The sequence below is a fragment of the Ensifer sp. LC163 genome, from assembly GCF_001695855.1.
Lineage (GTDB): Bacteria > Pseudomonadota > Alphaproteobacteria > Rhizobiales > Rhizobiaceae > Ensifer.
This window is the reverse complement of record NZ_MBSS01000004.1, coordinates 78,966-95,740: the sequence shown is the minus strand read 5'-3', so window position 1 is coordinate 95,740 and position 16,775 is coordinate 78,966. Positions and strand designations below refer to the sequence as shown.

The window sequence follows — 16,775 nt, the reverse complement described above, 5'->3', positions numbered from 1 at the left end:
CAGGGTAAAGCGATCATCCCGCGGTGACAGGAAGACGACTTGTCCTTCTCCATTTCCTTCATTCCCGAAATCCGCCTGGCAGACAATATCCATACGACCATCGGCGCGGCGGCCAAAGTACCGGGCCTGCTCGTCCTAATACCAACCTGCGCTGATATTGACCTCTTGCGTGGGACCGTATGCGGTCATCCGGCGAGGAGCGGACCTGAGAGCGATGCCTTGGCATCGGTCGAGGATTGCGACGCTGCCGGTGGCCGACACACGCCCACCCGGAGGGCCCGGCGCAAGAGGTCAATATCAGCGCAGGTTGGTATTACTCGACCGTCGTTCGCTGCGCCTCGATGCGGGCCGTCCGCCAGGACGACCAGAGGAACGCTGCGAGGAAGATCACGGTCATCAAAAGCACGATGGTCGGCGCCGGGGCGCTGTCGATGAAGAACGAGAGATAGACGCCTGAGAACGAGGCGACGGTTGCGACCAGCACCGCCACGATGAGCATGCTGCCCATGGTGCGGGTGATGAGAAACGCGATGGCGCCGGGGGCGATCAGCATGGCGATGGCAAGGATCAGGCCAACGGCCTTCAGCGCGCCGACGATCGTCAACGACAGGATCGCCAGCAGCCCGTAGTGCAGCCAGTTGACGCGCAGGCCGACAGCTTTGGCCTGTGCCGGGTCGAAGGCATGCAGCAGGAAATCCCGCCATTTCACCGCCAGGATGCCGGTCGCCACCAGCGCGATCAGGCCGGTTTCGACGATGTCGGGCCAGCCGATGCCGAGCATGTCCCCGAAGAGGATATGGTCGAGGTGCACATCGCTCTGGATCTTGGTGTAGAGCACCAGGCCGAAGCCGAACATGCCGGAGAACACCACGCCCATCACCGTGTCCTGCTTGATGCGGCTGTTTTCCTTGAGGTAGCCGGTCAGAAGCGCGCAGGACATGCCGGCGGCAAAGGCGCCAACGGCGAGCGGCAGACCGACGATGTAGGAAATGACGACGCCGGGGAAGACTGCGTGCGAGATGGCGTCGCCCATCAGCGACCAGCCCTTGAGCACGAGGAAGCAGGAGAGCAAGGCTGTCGGGATCGCGACCAGAACCGAGATCAACAGCGCGTTGCGCATGAACTCGAACTCGAGGACGGCAAGCAGCAGGTCGAGCGAGATCATTGCGTGACCTCCAGGGCTTCGGCGCTGCGCCTGCGGGCAGCCAGCAATCCGTGCTTCGGCGCAAAGACGAAGGCAAAGAGGAAGATCAGCGTCTGCAGCACGATGATGATGCCGCCGGTGGCGCCATCGAGGAAGTAGCTGAAATAGGCGCCGAAGAAGCTGGTGAGCGCGCCGATCGCGACGCTGATGACGATCAGCCGCGGAAAGCGGTCGGTAAGCAGATAGGCCGTGGCGCCCGGTGTCACCACCATGGCGATGACGAGGAAGGCGCCGACCGTCTGCAGGGCTGCGACCGTGCAGGCGGACAGAAGCGTGAAGAACAGCGCCTTCAGGAAGGTCGTCGGGATACCGATCGAGCGGGCGTGGCTCTCGTCGAAGAAGGTGACCATCAGGTCCTTCCACTTGGCCGTCAGGATGACCAGCGAGATCATGCCGATCAGCGCGAGCTGCAGCGTGTCGGCAGGCGTGATCGCGAGAATGTTGCCGAGCACGATCGTCTGGATGTTCACCGAGGTCGGCGACAGCGACACCATGAACAGGCCGAGGCCGAAGAACGAAGTGAAGATCAGTCCGATGATGGTATCTTCCTTCAGCCGGGTGCGCTGGTTGAGAAACAGCATCACACCGGCGGCAAGTCCGCCGGAGAAGAAGGCGCCGAGCGAGAAGGGCAGGCCGAGCATATAGGCGCCGGCAACGCCCGGAACGATCGCGTGCGAGAGCGCGTCGCCGATCAGCGACCAGCCTTTCAGCATCAGATAGGACGACAGGAAGGCGCAGACGGCACCGACCAGTGCGCTTACCCACATGGCGTTCAGCATGTAACTGTAGGTGAAGGGCTCGAAGAGCGTGGCGATCATTGGCCGTTCGCCTCCGGATCGGTCTCGAGCTTGGCCGGCTGCGGCACCATGTGGTTCTTGTCGCCGTACATCACCAGCGGCCGTTCGTCGTCGCTGATGACGGACAGTTGCCGCGGGTCCGCGTCGTCGTGCAGGCTATCACCGCCGAGCACGAAGTGGCGCAGCACGCCGCCGAAGGCGAGTTCGAGGTTTTCTCGAGTGAAGGTCGTTTCCGTCGGGCCGTAGGCCAGCACAGTGTTCTTCAACAGCACCGTGCGGTCACAGAATTCCGGCACGCTGCCGAGATTGTGGGTCGAGACCAGCATGACGCGACCCTCGTCGCGCAAGCCGATCAACAGCCGGATGATGGCGTCCTCGGTCTTGACGTCGACGCCGGTGAAGGGCTCGTCAAGCAGGATCACGCGGCCATCCTGGGCAAGGGCGCGGGCGAGAAAGACGCGTTTCTTCTGACCGCCGGAGAGTTCGCCGATCTGGCGTTTGCGGAAGTCGCTCATGCCGACACGGGCAAGCGCTGCCTCCACCGCCTCATGGTCGGCCTTCTTCGGGATGCGCAGCATGTTCATATGGCCGTAGCGGCCCATCATCACCACGTCTTCGACCAGAACCGGAAAGTTCCAGTCGACCTCCTCGGCCTGCGGCACATAGGCGACGAGGTTCTTTTTCAGCGCCTCCTGGACGGAAAGGCCGAGGATGGAGATCTCCCCGCGGGCCAGCCGGGCAAAGCCCATGACCGCCTTGAAGAGGGTCGACTTGCCGCTGCCGTTGACGCCGACAAGTGCTGTGATCGTGCCGGTCGGGATCTCGAAGGAGGCATTGCGAAGCGCGCGGTGGCCGTTGCGATAGGTCACGGTCGCGCCGGAGACGCGGATGCCGCTGCCTGCATCCCCGGAGGCGGGCTGCGGGGCGGAGCGGGGCTTCACCTGAAGGTTCATTGCGAAAGGCCTTTCGCGATGGTTTCGGACGTCACGCGCAAGAGGTCGATATAGGTCGGTACCGGACCGTCCGCTTCGCTCAAGGAATCAACATAGAGCACGCCGCCGTATTTTGCGCCGGTTTCCCGCGCCACCTGCTGCGCCGGGTCGGGCGAAATCGTGCTTTCTGAAAAGACGACGGGGATGTTGTTGGCACGTACGGCGTCGATGACCTTGCGCACCTGCTGCGGCGTGCCCTGCTGGTCCGCGTTGATCGGCCAGAGATAGAGTTCCTTCAGGCCGAAGTCGCGGGTGAGGTAGCTGAAGGCGCCTTCGCTCGAAACCAGCCAGCGCTTGTCCTCGGGGATCTTGCCGATCTCGGCGCGGATCGGGGCGATCGCCGCCTCGATCTTCTGCTTGTAGGCTTCTGCGTTGGCCTTGTAGGTCTCTGCATTACCAGGATCGTATTTGACGAATGCGTCGCGGATGTTGTCGACATAGATCAGCGCCGCCGAGGGCGACATCCAGGCATGCGGGTTCGGCTTGCCGCTATAGGGGCCTTCCGCGATCCCCATGGGCTCGACGCCTTGCGAAACGACGACGCCTGGCACGTCGTCGAAATTCTGGAAGAATTTTTCGAACCAGAGCTCGAGGTTGAGGCCGTTCCAGAGGATCAGCTTGGCATCATGCGCCTTCAGGATATCGCGGGGCGTCGGCTGGTAGTTGTGGATCTCGGCACCGGGCTTGGTGATGGATTCGACGACTGCCGCGTCACCTGCGACGTTCTTGGCCATGTCGGCGATCACCGTGAACGTCGTAACGGCCTTGAACTTTTCCTGTGCGTAGGCGGCACCCGGAACGAGCGCGAAGGCTGCCAATGTCGTTGCCGCAACCAGGATCGCGCGTCTCGTCTGATCGATCATTCCATTCTCCCCGATAGTGTCGTTCACAGGACTAGGGGAATGATTTGCATAAGTCAATGCACATGAGAAGCATTCGCAACTGGCTATTTTCAAACTTATCGCCCTTGGCTAGTGTAGCACCATGAAACAGAACAAGAATCGCGTTGAAGAGCTGGAGGGCGTCCTGAGGGACGGTGGTGTACGTGTGACGCGGCAGCGTGCGGCAATCCTCAAGATTCTCGCGACCGCCGAAGACCACCCGGATGCGAGCGAATTGCACCGGCGCGCCAAGGAGATCGATGCAACCGTTTCGCTGTCGACCGTCTACAGAACGCTGTCGGCGCTGGAGCAGCAGGGCGTCATCCATCGCCACGCCTTCGAAAGCGCCACCGCCCGTTTCGAGACAGCCGACGCTCCGCATCACGATCACCTGATCGACATCGACACCGGCGCGGTGATCGAGTTTCGCTCCGACAAGATCGAGCAGCTGCAGGCGGAGATCGCCGCCGAGCTCGGTTACGACCTGGTTCGCCACCGGCTGGAGCTCTATTGCCGCAAGCGCAAGGACTGATCGCCACTGCCCCTGCTTATGCTGAAGGCGCAGCGGTCCATCGCTGCGCCTCTTCGGTTCCGGCCTTGAGGTTAGCCGCGATCGACGAGGGCAGGCCCGGCCCGGCGCGCCGGGATGGTCATGGCGGCAACGCCGATGACGACGCAGGCAAGGCCGATCCAGATCGTGTCCGACAATCTTTCGCCGAGGAAGAGCACGCCGATGGTCACCCCGACCGGGACGCGCAGGTAGGCCTGCGCCGTGGCGCCGACGGAACCGAGTGTCTGGATCAGACGGAAGTAGATGGCGAAGGCCAGCGCCGTCGAGAACACGGCTAGGCAGACTAGCGCGATCATGGAATGAGCGGAAGGGGCAAGCGTCCATGGCTGGTCGATCACGAGGCTTGCGGGGATGAGGAGCACTGCGCCGGCAAGAAGCGAGCCCGCGGCTGGAACCATCGGGTCCAGACCCCTGAAGCTCTTGCCGAAGATGGCGGCGCCGGCATAGCAGACGGTCGCGAAGACCACGGCAAGCTGCGCCAGCAGCTGGTCGCCGAGACCGCCGAAGGCCTCCACGCCGATGATCAGGCTGATGCCGGCCATGCCTGCCACCACGCCAATCAGCTTCCTTGCCGATGCCGCCTCGTGGCGGGTGATCAGCGCCGTCAGCAGAAAGGCGAAGATGGGGGTCGCCGCATTGAGGATCGCGGCGATACCGGCATCGATCGTCTGCTCTGCCCAGGCGATCAGGGTGAAGGGGAAAACGCTGTTGAGGCAGGCCTGGAACAGGAAGCGTCTCCATGTGGCCGCGTCGCGCGGCAGCTTGACGCCGCGCCAGCGAAGGACGGCGAGCAGAATGGTGCCGGCAATCAGCGTGCGGGCGGCGATCAGCGTTACCGGCGGAATGGTTTCGACGCCGATCTTGATGAAGGTGTAGGACGCGCCCCAGAGGGTTGCGAGCAGGGCGAGCAGCAGAAGCTCGAGGGTGAGGTTGGGCCTGGCCATGGTGGTCGGATCCTTCGGGGCGTGTTCGTTGCCCTGTTTCTACCGTGCCGCTACCGGCCGATGCTTCGCTGGCGATCGAAGTGTCCGGGTTTTCGGAATGGCCCAAAGGCAAAGCCCCGGCCCGCTTGCAAAGGCCGGGGCTTGATCGTCTTGAGCCGGCTCAGTGGCTGTCGGCGAGCCGTGCCGCGTTGATCGAGGCGGAACGCTCGACGCTCAATCCGTTGAAGAAAGCGTTGAGCACGACCGCCGAGATCGAGGCGAGCACGATGCCCGATTCGATGATCGGGTGGATCGCATGCGGCATCCACATCAGGAAGTTCGGCGCAATCAGCGGGATCAGGCCGAAGCCGACCGAGACGGCAACGACGAACAGGTTGTTGCGCGACGACTTGAAATCGACGGTCGACAGGATGCGCACGCCGGTGGCTGCCACCATGCCGAACATCACCAGGCCGGCACCGCCGAGCACGAAGGTCGGGACCGCCTCGACCAGCGCGCCCATCTTCGGGATCAGACCGAGCACGATCATGATCACGCCGCCCATGACGCAGACATAGCGGCTCTTGACGCCGGTGACGCCGACAAGCCCGACATTCTGCGAGAAGCTGGTGTAGGGGAAGGTGTTGAACAGGCCGCCGATCATCGTGCCGATGCCATCGACGCGAAGGCCGGCGGTCAGCTGCTGTTGCGACACTTCCTTGTTGGTGATCTCGCCGAGCGCCAGGAACATGCCGGTCGATTCGATCATGACCACGATCATCACCAGCGACATGGTGGCGATCAGCACCGGGTCGAAGATCGGCATGCCGAAGCGCAGTGGCGTGACGACGGCAAACCAACCGGCATCCGCCACCCGATCGAAATGCATCATGCCGAGTCCGGCGGCAAAGACGCAGCCGATGACGATGCCGGTGAGGACCGCGATGTTGCTGATCAGCCCACGGCCGAAACGCGCGACGACCAGAATGGAGATGAGCACGAAGGCGGCAAGCGCCACATGGCTTGGTTCGGCATAGATCGGGTTGGGAACCGTGGCGCCAAGCACGACGCCGTCGGGAACGGCCGGGCCGCCGGTGGCGGCGAGCTTCTTCAGCTCGGCAAGCCATTCGGCATGGGTCGGATCGACCAGCTTCGGTGCCGTCGGGCCGAAGGGATTGCCGAAGATCCAGTTGACGCCGACGCGCATCAGCGTCACGCCGATCACCAGAATGATGGTGCCGGTGACGATCGGCGGGAAGAACCGCAACAAGCGCCCCATCAGCGGGGCGAGCAGCAGCGCGACCAGGCCGGCGCCGATGATGGCGCCGAAGATCAATCGGGCGCCCTCCTGACCCGGCGTCATCGTTGCCATCGACACCATCGGGCCGACGGAAGCGAAGGTGACCCCCATCATGACGGGAAGGCGGATGCCGACGCTGCGGGTAATGCCGAGCGACTGGATGATGGTGACGAGACCACAGACGAAGAGATCGGCGGAAATCAGGAAAGCGACGTCCTGGGGGCTGAGCTGCAGCGCCCGGCCAACGATCAGCGGAACCGCGACGGCGCCGCCATACATGACAAGTACATGCTGGATCCCGAGGGTCGCGAGCTTGCCGACGGGCAGCTTCTCGTCCACCGGGTGTATGCTGGATGCGTCGCTCATGGTTACTCCTCCCATCACGTCGACCAGTCCGTTTCCCCCGTCCTCCAACAGGGGAAAGGGCATCTTTGGTGCCGAGACAGAATGCCGCAAGCGCAACCAGGGAGTAAACACTTTCGGGAATCCGGGGGGAATGGATGTCAGCAAAGGGAATGCTGCGGCACAATCCCACTGCATAATTCCTTAAATCGGATCCGATTTAAGGACAAAATTATGCAGCAAGTTTAAAGCGTTACAGCGTCCTTAGCGCGTCATATTTGACGCGCGGCGCTGTAGCGGAAAAAGGCGCGGCCGGATGCAACGTTGCCGCAATGAAGCAGTGTGCACCGGTATCGAGGCGAACACTCGCCTCCGCACGAGTGTCCACGGGATTGCGCTATATGAGATTTTCGTTGCCTGCTGGCAGGTTTGGCCGTCTGGTCGGCGCACTGATTGCCGTTGTTGTTGTTCTATGGCCGCTCGGCGCCCGCGCTGAGGCGGAAGACTTTCCGGGGCAGTGGCGACAAACGGTGTCGAACGCCGGCACCTGCGAGAGCTGCTGGCTGGCGATCAAGCGGCACGGGTCCATCCTCAAGGTGTCTTCCAACAATGGCTGGTTTGCCTTTGCCCATGCGGACCTGAAGACTGGTTCCACGACTGCGACCGGCATCGGCCGCTGGAGCGAGGATGTCAGCGGTCACTATGGCGGCAAGCCATTCGACGTCCGCTTCGTCATCGTCGACAAGCAGCTCTACCTCGACATGATCGTGCTGATGGACGATGGCACGAAACAGGCGATCAGGGCGATTTTCGACAAGGATCGACCGGGCAAAACCGCTCGTCGGGTGATGGCGAAATCGTAGAATGTCGCGGCGGTTCCGCGGCCGCTTCCCGTCGAAACCAGCCGTCGCTTCCGGTCAAACCGGTTCCGATGCCCCTCCATTGGCCGGGAAGAGATTGGCGGCCATGAAGTCGACGAAGACACGCAGTTTCGGCGAGAGATGTCGGCTGGACGGCCACAGGATCCTGTAGGTGCCGCAACGGCGCAGCCGGTTTTCCAGAACCGATACAAGCGCGCCCTCGCGCATCTGCCGTCTGACCGTGAAATCCGGAAGGCAGGCGATGCCGAGCCCTTCCTCCGCCATGTGGATCAACGGCTCCAGGGCGTTGGAGACGGCCGTTACCGGCACAACGACGTTCAATGCGGCGCCATCCTGCACCAGCGGCCATGGTTCGAGCTTGCCTGTCGAGGGAAAGCGATGGTGCAGGCAGTGATGGTGGTCGAGATCCTGTGGCGTCGCCGGCATGCCGTGTTTCGCGAAATAGGCAGGTGACGCGACCAGATAGGGGTGAAAGGTGCCGAGCTGACGGGTCATCAGCCTGGAATCGCCGATCTCGCCGCTGCGCACCACCGCATCGAAGCCTTCCTCGATGACGTCGACCATGCGGTCGGAGAAATCGAGATCGATCTCGACCTCCGGATAGGCGCGCATGAAGGCCGTCAGCGTCGGCATCAGCAGCATGCCGGCCATCGGCAGGCTGACGCGCAGCTTGCCGCGCGGGGCCTCCTGGCTCTGCACCAGCTCGGCCTCGGCCGCTTCAATCTCGCCAAAAATCCGCCGGCAGCGTTCGAGAAACAGTGTGCCTTCCGGTGTCAGCGTGATGCTGCGCGTGCTGCGATGAAAGAGACGAACGCTTAGGCGCTCCTCCAGCCGAGCAATCGCCTTGCCGACGGCGGAGGGGGAAACGCCGAGCTGGGTCGCAGCCTCCGTAAAGCTGCGGGCGTCTGCCGCCTGCACGAAAGCATTGAGTGCACCAAGGCTGTCCATTCGTCGTCCTCGTCCGTCGTTTGGGATTATAGATATTTCTGTCCGATATCTTCGGAGCTGTAGCGCATTTTTCTCCGATTGGAAGCTGGCCATAGTCCGCCTGCCCGACACACCGCGTTCGTGACGCGCGAAAACACCGTCGGCGAAAGAAGGAGAAAACATGCAGCAGCCACTTTTGGCCGGTTTCCGCGCGGGTCCGGAACCGACCGTCTTCATCGTCAATGTCATCCACGCCCACCCGGGCAAGCAGGAGGAGGCGTTTCGCCTGATCCAGGACGTCGTGAACTATGTCGCCGAGCGCAAGGAGGGCTTTCTCTGGAGCAACCTGTCCAAGAGCACCGACGGCAAGACGGTGGTCAATATCGAAGCGATAGCCGGCGAAGGAAATGTCGAGGAGTTCTTCTCCGATGCGGTGTTCCTCGAAAAATTCAGGGCGCTGAATTCGGTCTCGACCTGTGAGTTTCACACCTATCGCGTCGATGACCTCGTGCTGCCCAAGCGCGCTGCGCTCGCAGCATCGGCCTAGATGAGATCGCCGCCCGCCTTAGCCGGCGGCGAACTGCTTGCACGTGCCGCCATCCCGCCATTGCCGTCAAGACAGGCGTCCTTGGCGAGCCATCCTGAAAGATAGATTCCATGCAATCCAACGACTGCGCGCTTCCGGTTCCGCAGGAAGCGGCACAGATGCCCGTCGCCGCCGCCGGGGCCAGGCTGCCGCTTTCGGCACTGCTCGCGCTTGCGACCGCCGGGTTCATCACCATCCTCACGGAGGCGCTGCCGGCCGGCCTGTTGCTGCAGATCAGCGCCGATCTCGGCGTCTCGCAATCCCTGGCCGGCCAGATGGTGACGATCTACGCGATCGGTTCGCTGGTCGCCGCCATCCCGCTCGTGGCGCTGACGAGGACCTGGCGCCGGCGGCCGCTGCTGATCGCGGCGATCTCCGGATTTGCCGTGGTCAATACGGTGACCGCGCTCTCAAACGACTATGCCGTGACGATGGTGGCGCGCTTCCTTGCCGGCGTCTTTGCCGGGCTGCTCTGGGCGCTTGCAGCCGGTTATGCGAGCCGCATGGTGCCGCCACACCAGCAGGGACGGGCGATCGCCATCGCCATGCTCGGGGCGCCGGTGGCGCTCTCTATCGGCATTCCCGCAGGCACCCTGCTTGGAGCCATGACCGGCTGGCGCCTGACCTTCGCTCTCCTGAGCGTCATGACCGTCCTGCTTGTCGGCTGGGCCCTATGGGCGCTTCCCGACTTTCCGGGGCAGCGTGCAGAACGACGTCTGGCGCTCGCATCGGTGTTTCGATTGCCTGGGATCCGACCGGTGCTGTTCGTGATGTTTGCCGTCGTTTTCGCCCACAATATCCTCTACACCTACATCGTGCCGTTCCTGGAGCCATCGGGCTTGGGTGGGCGAGCGGACTGGATCCTGCTTGTTTTCGGCATCGCGTCGCTGGTCGTCATTCCTGTCATTGGGGCACTCGTCGACAGGCATCTGCGTTCGTTGGTGCTGACGAGCATGACGCTGTTTGCGGCAGCCTCGCTGTTGCTTGCCTTCTTCGGCGAGCAGCCAGCGGCGGTCTGTCTCGGTGTTGTCGCCTGGGGCCTCGCCTTCGGCGGCGCGCCGACCCTGTTCCAGACCGCTTCGGCAAAGGCCGCCGGCGCGGAAGCGGATGCGGCACAGTCGATGATCGTCACGGCCTGGAATGCGGCGATGGCCGGTGGCGGTTTGGCTGGCGGTCTGCTGCTCGACAGCGTCGGCGCGACGATCTTTCCGACGGCCCTGCTGGCGATCCTGCTCCCGGCCTTGATCGTGGCGTGGGCTGGCCGGCATGGATTTCCGCCTCACTCTCGGTGATTTGCCTTTCTGGCAATAAAAAACCGAGGCCGTTGCCGACCTCGGTGCCGCATCTCCTGTAATCGGCCGCCCGTTCGCACGGGCGGCCGTCGTCTTGGGCTTTTTTACTTCTGCCAGCTCTTGACCAGTTCGTCGTAGTTGACGGTCTGGGGCTGGTCCTTCTCGTTCTCGACCTTCAGCTGCGGAGCGAGGTTGCCCTTGGAAACGGCATCCTTGTTCCAGTATTCGAGGTCGTGTTCCTCGGCCAGCTTCGGACCGATATCGCCCTGGATACCCGCGCGTTCCAGGCGCTGCAGCACCTTTTCCTGCTCGCCGCAAAGCGAGTCCATGGCTTCCTGGGCGGTTTTCGCGCCGGAAGAGGCATCGCCGATCGCCTGCCACCAAAGCTGTGCGAGCTTCGGATAGTCAGGAACGTTCGTTCCGGTCGGCGACCATTGCAGGCGGGCCGGCGAACGGTAGAACTCGATCAAACCGCCGAGCTTCGGAGCACGGTCCGTGAAGCTCTTGTGGTCGAGCGTCGACTGACGAATGAAGGTCAGGCCGACATGGCTCTTCTTCACGTCGACGGTCTTCGAGGTCACGAACTGCGCGTAGAGCCATGCGGCCTTGGCGCGGTCGTCGGGCGTCGACTTCAGAAGGGTCCAGGAACCGGCGTCCTGGTAACCGAGCTTCATGCCGTCCTTCCAGTAGACGCCGTGCGGGCTCGGCGCAAAACGCCACTTCGGCGTGCCGTCCGCGTTCACGACCGGCAGACCTTCCTTGACGAAGTCGGCGGTGAAGGCGGTGTAGGTGAACATCTGCTGGGCGACTTCGCCCTGCGAGGGGACCGGACCGGATTCCGAGAAGGTCATGCCCTGGGCCGGCGCCGGCGCATAGGCCTTCATCCAGTCGAGGTACTTCTGGATGGCGTAGACCGCGGCCGGGGCGTTGGTGTCGCCGCCGCGTGCAACGCAGGAGCCGACCGGGCGGGAATTCTCGTCGACCTTGATGCCCCACTCGTCGACCGGCCTGCCGTTGGGGATGCCCTTGTCGCCGTTGCCGGCCATCGACAGCCACGCGTCGGTGAAGCGCCAGCCGAGCGAGGGATCCTTCTTGCCGTAGTCCATGTGACCAAAGACCTTCTTGCCCTCGATCTCACGGCCGGTGAAGAATTCGGCAATGTCCTCATAGGCCGACCAGTTGACCGGAACGCCGAGATCGTAGCCGTACTTCGCCTTGAAGTCCGCCTTGTTCTTCTCATCGTTGAACCAGTCGTAGCGGAACCAGTAGAGGTTCGCGAACTGCTGGTCGGGAAGCTGGTAGAGCTTGCCGTCCGGCGCGGTCGTGAAGGACTTGCCGATGAAGTCGTCGATATCGAGGTTGGGGTTGGTGACGTCCTTGCCTTCATTTGCCATGAAGTCGGTCAGGCTGCGGGCCTGCTGGTAGCGCCAATGGGTGCCGATCAGGTCCGAGTCGTTGATGTAGGCGTCATAGACGTTTTCGCCCGACTGCATCTGCGTCTGCAGTTTTTCGACGACGTCGCCTTCGCCGATCAGATCGTGGGTGACCTTGATGCCGGTGATGTCGGCGAAGGCCTTGGCCAGCGTCTTCGATTCGTATTCATGGGTGGTGATCGTTTCCGAAACGACCTTGATGTCCATGCCGGCAAAGGGCTTTGCCGCATCGACGAACCACTGCATTTCCGCTTCCTGAGCGGCGCGGTCGAGCGCGGACATGTCGCCGATCTCGCTGTCGAGGAACTGTTTTGCCTCGTCCATGCCGGCAAAGGCCGAGCCGGTAAAGGCCAGCAGCATTGCCGCCGTCGTTGTCAAAAGGTGCCGTCGCATAATTTCCTCCCTTTGGGTTTTGCGATTGCGTTCCATTGCAGTTTCGAGGGACCCTTCCCGATCCCTCAGTCCGTTCACATCACACGTAGCGGAAGACGCCGACGGCATAGACCACCGAGAGGGCGAGAGCCCACCAGAGGTTCGGTCCGCCGAGGCCGAGCCACGCGAGGTGAATGAAGGCGCTGCCGAGCAGCGATACGAAAAGCCTGTCACCACGCGTCGTCTCGAAGCGCAGGATACCGACGCGCGGGTTGCCGCCCGGCGAGACATATTCCCAGACGGCCATGCTGACGAGCAGCAGGGCGATGGTGATGAAGAACAGCGCCGTCGGCAGCGTCCATGCCATCCATGAGAAATTCATGACGAAGCTCCTTTAGACGCGGCCGAGGGCGAAGCCCTTGGCGATGTAGTTGCGCACGAAATAGATCACGAGCGCGCCAGGGATGATGGTGAGCACGCCGGCCGCAGCCAGCACGCCCCAGTCGAGGCCGGAGGCGGAGACGGTGCGGGTCATGATCGCGGCGATCGGCTTGGCGGCCGTGGTCGTCAGCGTGCGGGCGAGCAGCAGTTCGACCCAGGAGAACATGAAGCAGAAGAAGGCCGCGACGCCGATGCCCGAAGCGATCAGCGGCGTGAAGATCTTCACGAAGAACCGCGGGAACGAGTAGCCGTCGATATAGGCGGTCTCGTCGATCTCCTTCGGCACGCCGGACATGAAGCCTTCAAGGATCCAGACCGCCAGTGGCACGTTGAACAGGCAGTGGGCGAGCGCCACGGCGATGTGCGTATCGATCAGGCCGAAGGCCGAATAGAGCTGGAAGAACGGCAGGGCGAAGACCGCCGGCGGCGCCATGCGGTTGGTGAGCAGCCAGAAGAACAGGTGCTTGTCGCCGAGGAAGCGATAGCGCGAGAAGGCGTAGGCTGCCGGCAGAGCTGCCGCAACCGAGATCACCGTGTTCATGACGACGTAGATGATCGAGTTGATATAGCCCTTGTACCAGGACGGGTCGGTGAAGATCACCATGTAGTTGCGCAGCGTCGGATTTTGCGGCCAGAGCGAAAACGTGCTGAGGATCTCGCTCGTTTCCTTGAAGCTCATGTTGACGAGCCAGTAGATCGGCAGCAGCAGGAAGACGATGTAGATCGTCGGAACCAGCCAGGACAGGCGTTGCAAAAGCGGTGTTTTGTGCGTGGTCATTTGTCTCTCCTCCCTCCCGGCTCAGCTCTGCGCGTCGCTCGTGGTCATCACGGTGTAGAAGATCCACGAGAGCAGCAGGATGATGAGGAAGTAGATGATCGATAGGGCTGCCGCCGGACCGAGGTCGAACTGGCCGATGGCCATCTTGACGAGGTCGATCGACAGGAAGGTGGTCGAGTTGCCGGGGCCGCCGCCGGTGACGACGAAGGGCTCGGTGTAGATCATGAATGAGTCCATGAAGCGCAGCAGGAAGGCGATCAGGAGCACGCGCTTCATCTTTGGCAGCTGGATGTAGCGGAAGACGGACCAGCGCGACGCGCCGTCGATCTTGGCCGCCTGATAATAGGCGTCGGGGATCGAGACGAGACCGGCATAGCACAAGAGCACGACGAGGCTCGTCCAGTGCCAGACGTCCATGACGATCAGCGTGACCCAGGCATCGATCGGGTTCTGCACGTAGTTGTAGTTGATCCCCAGCGCTTCCAGCGTGCGACCGAGCAGGCCGATGTCGACGCGGCCGAAGACCTGCCAGATGGTGCCGACGACGTTCCACGGGATTAGTAGCGGCAGCGCCATCAGGACGAGGCAGACCGGCACGCCGAGGCCCTTCTTGGGCATGTTGAGCGCAATGATGATGCCGAGCGGGATTTCGATCGCAAGGATGATCGCCGAGAAGATCAGGTTGCGGGTGAGCGCATCCCAGAACCGGTCGGAGGTCAGCACGTCGACATACCAGTCGGTGCCGGCCCAGAAGAACTCGTTGTTGCCGAAGGTGTCCTGAACCGAATAGTTGACCACCGTCATCAGCGGAATCACCGCCGAGAAGGCGACGAGCACCAGAACCGGCAGAACCATGAACCAGGCTTTGTTGTTCCAGGTCTTTTCCATGATCAGGCCTCCCCGCCGACGCGCCAGGAATCGGCGTAGATGTTGATGGCCTTCTGATCGAAGGCGATGCGCGGTTCGGCCGGAATTTCACCGTCCTCGTCGAGGATGATCGAGATCGGCTGGTCGGCGAAGCGGGCGCGCACGATCTTGTGGCGGCCGATATCCTCGACCTTGCTGATCGCAACCGGCATGCCCTCGCGGCCGATCGACACGAATTCCGGGCGGATGCCGAGTTCGGTCTTGGCGCCGGACTTGATCTCGGGCCGGAAATTGAGTGCGATGGTCTCGCCGCCGATCGTCGCCGTGCTGCCGTCGATCTTGGCCGGCAGCACATTCATGCCCGGCGAGCCGATGAAATAGCCGACGAAGGTGTGGCGCGGCCGCTCGAAGAGCTCGGCCGGCGTGCCGATCTGCACGATCTGGCCGTCATACATGACGACGACCTTGTCGGCGAAGGTGAGCGCCTCGGTCTGATCATGGGTGACATAGACCATGGTGAAGCCGAATTGCTTGTGCAGGCGTTTGATCTGCGAGCGCAGCACCCATTTCATTTCCGGATCGATGACGGTCAGCGGCTCGTCGAACAGGATGGCGCTGACGTCGGAGCGCACGAGGCCGCGGCCAAGCGAGATCTTCTGTTTCTGGTCGGCCGTCAGGCCTTGCGCCTTTTTGCCCGCCCAGCCACCGAGACCGATCATCTCGATGATTTCCTTGACGCGGCGATCGACCTCGGTCTCCGGCACATGCCGGTTGCGCAAGGGGAAGGCGAGATTGTCGTAGACGGTCATCGTGTCGTAGATGACAGGGAACTGGAACACCTGGGCGATGTTGCGGTCCTGGGTGGACAGATGCGTCACGTCCTTGCCGTCGAAGAGAATGCGTCCTTCCGACGGATTGATCAGGCCTGAAATGATGTTGAGCAGTGTGGTCTTGCCGCAGCCGGACGGGCCGAGCAGCGCGTAGGCGCCGCCGTCGTTCCATTCATGATGGACTTCCTTGAGCGCGTAGTCGTTTTCCGACTTCGGCTTGGCGCCATAGGCGTGGCGGATATGTTCGAGATCGATGCGTGCCATGTCTTTCCTCCCAGCGCCCCCTCAGGCCGTTTCGCCGATCGCGCGCCCGTCCGGCCCGAAGGCCATCAGGTGGCGGATATCGACGAAGACCTCGAGGGTCGCGTCCGGTTCGATGTCGTGAATGCCCGACGCCAGCATGACCCAGCGCGCGCCGGAAAAGCCGACGTGGATGAAGCTTTCGGAGCCTGCGATTTCCGAGATTGCCGTCGTTACCGTCAGTGGCGTCGCGCCGTCGAAGGGGTTGTCGAACGACAGGTGATGCGGCTGGAAGGCGACCGTGCAGGGGCCGTCCGCCAACGCCGAGAGGTGAGCGGGGACCGAAAGCACGCGCTTGCCGTCGAGCACGAAGATCGAGCCTGACTTGACGAGTTCGATCGTGTTCAGCGGCGGATCGGCGAAGGTGCGTGCCGTCACCAGGTCGACCGGGCGGCGGTAGACGTCGATGGTCTTGCCGAACTGGGTGATGCGGCCCTGGCTCAGCGCAGCGGTATTGCCGCCGAGAAGCAGCGCTTCGGAAGGTTCGGTGGTCGCATAAACGAAGATCGCGCCGGAGGCTGAGAAGATCTTCGGCAGTTCCTCGCGCAGTTCCTCGCGCAGCTTGTAGTCGAGGTTGGCGAGCGGTTCGTCGAGCAGCACGAGATCGGCATTCTTGACAATGGCGCGCGCCAGCGCGGTGCGCTGCTGCTGGCCGCCGGAAAGGCTGAGCGGCGTGCGGTCGAGATAGGGCGTCAGCTTCAGCAGTTCGGCGGCCTTGCGCACTTCACGATCGATCGTGGCGGCGTCCGAACCCTTGATGCGCATCGGCGAGGCGATATTGTCGTAGACGGTCATCGACGGGTAGTTGATGAACTGCTGGTAGACCATTGCCACAGAGCGCTTCTGTACGGGCAGGCCGGTGACGTCGGTGCCGTCGAAGATCAGCGAACCGGAGGCCGGCTTGTCGAGGCCGGCCATCAGCCGCATCAGCGACGTCTTGCCCGAGAGGGTCGGGCCGAGCAGCACATTGAGCGACCCCCTCTGCAGCACAAGATCGGTCGGGTGGATATGCGTCTCCCCACCCACGACCTTGGATATCTTCTTCATTTCAAGCATTG

The 16,775-nt window shown here is 62.7% G+C and carries 17 protein-coding genes; 4 read left to right on the top strand and 13 right to left on the bottom strand.

From position 1 onward, the window contains the following. Positions 1-313 precede the first annotated feature (313 nt). From BC360_RS04680 to BC360_RS04665, 4 genes are read right to left on the bottom strand one after another with little or no spacing between them, the layout of a single operon-like run. The gene (locus BC360_RS04680; RefSeq protein ID WP_065794458.1) at positions 314-1,165 is read right to left on the bottom strand and encodes a metal ABC transporter permease; all 852 of its coding nucleotides are present in this window, start codon (positions 1,163-1,165) and stop codon (positions 314-316) included. Beyond that, the gene (locus tag BC360_RS04675; RefSeq protein ID WP_065794457.1) at positions 1,162-2,022 is read right to left on the bottom strand and encodes a metal ABC transporter permease; all 861 of its coding nucleotides are present in this window, start codon (positions 2,020-2,022) and stop codon (positions 1,162-1,164) included. Before BC360_RS04675 ends, BC360_RS04680 begins: the two co-directional genes overlap by 4 nt. Continuing rightward, a complete protein-coding gene (locus tag BC360_RS04670; protein ID WP_065794456.1) occupies positions 2,019-2,954 on the bottom strand; it encodes a manganese/iron ABC transporter ATP-binding protein in 936 nt (311 codons plus the stop codon). Before BC360_RS04670 ends, BC360_RS04675 begins: the two co-directional genes overlap by 4 nt. Next, positions 2,951-3,856, bottom strand: a complete 906-nt coding sequence (locus BC360_RS04665; protein WP_065794455.1) for a metal ABC transporter substrate-binding protein — start codon at positions 3,854-3,856, stop codon at positions 2,951-2,953. Before BC360_RS04665 ends, BC360_RS04670 begins: the two co-directional genes overlap by 4 nt. A 121-nt stretch (positions 3,857-3,977) precedes the next feature. Between BC360_RS04665 and BC360_RS04660 the strand changes: the two genes are divergently transcribed. Further along, complete coding sequence (locus BC360_RS04660; RefSeq protein WP_053249270.1) at positions 3,978-4,406, top strand: Fur family transcriptional regulator; 429 nt, start codon at positions 3,978-3,980, stop codon at positions 4,404-4,406. A 71-nt stretch (positions 4,407-4,477) separates the two neighbouring features. Here BC360_RS04660 and BC360_RS04655 read toward each other — a convergent pair whose 3' ends face one another. After that, a complete protein-coding gene (locus BC360_RS04655) occupies positions 4,478-5,389 on the bottom strand; it encodes a DMT family transporter (protein ID WP_065794454.1) in 912 nt (303 codons plus the stop codon). Positions 5,390-5,549: 160 nt separating this feature from the next. Beyond that, positions 5,550-7,034, bottom strand: coding sequence for a nucleobase:cation symporter-2 family protein (locus tag BC360_RS04650; RefSeq protein ID WP_065794453.1), 1,485 nt, complete (start codon positions 7,032-7,034; stop codon positions 5,550-5,552). Positions 7,035-7,411: 377 nt separating this feature from the next. Between BC360_RS04650 and BC360_RS04645 the strand changes: the two genes are divergently transcribed. Beyond that, positions 7,412-7,873 carry a hypothetical protein gene (locus tag BC360_RS04645; RefSeq protein WP_208858154.1) on the top strand — a complete coding sequence of 154 codons (462 nt, stop codon included), beginning with the start codon at positions 7,412-7,414 and terminating at the stop codon, positions 7,871-7,873. 54 nt (positions 7,874-7,927) lie between these two features. On the opposite strand, the gene BC360_RS04640 is transcribed toward BC360_RS04645, so the two are convergent. Next, positions 7,928-8,839 carry a LysR substrate-binding domain-containing protein gene (locus BC360_RS04640; RefSeq protein WP_065794451.1) on the bottom strand — a complete coding sequence of 304 codons (912 nt, stop codon included), beginning with the start codon at positions 8,837-8,839 and terminating at the stop codon, positions 7,928-7,930. Positions 8,840-8,999: 160 nt separating this feature from the next. On the opposite strand from BC360_RS04640, the gene BC360_RS04635 reads away from it, so the two are divergent. Further along, positions 9,000-9,365, top strand: coding sequence for an antibiotic biosynthesis monooxygenase (locus BC360_RS04635; RefSeq protein WP_065794450.1), 366 nt, complete (start codon positions 9,000-9,002; stop codon positions 9,363-9,365). Positions 9,366-9,475: 110 nt separating this feature from the next. Then, a complete protein-coding gene (locus BC360_RS04630) occupies positions 9,476-10,696 on the top strand; it encodes an MFS transporter (RefSeq protein WP_244512670.1) in 1,221 nt (406 codons plus the stop codon). 104 nt (positions 10,697-10,800) lie between these two features. Here BC360_RS04630 and BC360_RS04625 read toward each other — a convergent pair whose 3' ends face one another. The 6 genes from BC360_RS04625 to BC360_RS04600 form a co-directional block, all read right to left on the bottom strand. Further along, entirely contained in the window at positions 10,801-12,522 is a 1,722-nt protein-coding gene (locus BC360_RS04625; RefSeq protein WP_065780768.1) for an ABC transporter substrate-binding protein, read from the bottom strand. Between the two features lie 79 nt (positions 12,523-12,601). Then, entirely contained in the window at positions 12,602-12,883 is a 282-nt protein-coding gene (locus BC360_RS04620) for a DUF2160 domain-containing protein (RefSeq protein ID WP_065780769.1), read from the bottom strand. A gap of 12 nt (positions 12,884-12,895) precedes the next feature. Next, positions 12,896-13,720, bottom strand: coding sequence for a carbohydrate ABC transporter permease (locus BC360_RS04615; RefSeq protein ID WP_065794449.1), 825 nt, complete (start codon positions 13,718-13,720; stop codon positions 12,896-12,898). Between the two features lie 21 nt (positions 13,721-13,741). Further along, complete coding sequence (locus tag BC360_RS04610; protein WP_065794448.1) at positions 13,742-14,608, bottom strand: carbohydrate ABC transporter permease; 867 nt, start codon at positions 14,606-14,608, stop codon at positions 13,742-13,744. A 2-nt stretch (positions 14,609-14,610) separates the two neighbouring features. Then, on the bottom strand, positions 14,611-15,681 hold the full coding sequence (locus tag BC360_RS04605; protein WP_065780771.1) for an ABC transporter ATP-binding protein: 1,071 nt from the start codon (positions 15,679-15,681) through the stop codon (positions 14,611-14,613). 21 nt (positions 15,682-15,702) lie between these two features. Beyond that, the gene (locus tag BC360_RS04600; RefSeq protein WP_065780772.1) at positions 15,703-16,773 is read right to left on the bottom strand and encodes an ABC transporter ATP-binding protein; all 1,071 of its coding nucleotides are present in this window, start codon (positions 16,771-16,773) and stop codon (positions 15,703-15,705) included. Positions 16,774-16,775: the final 2 nt, after the last annotated feature.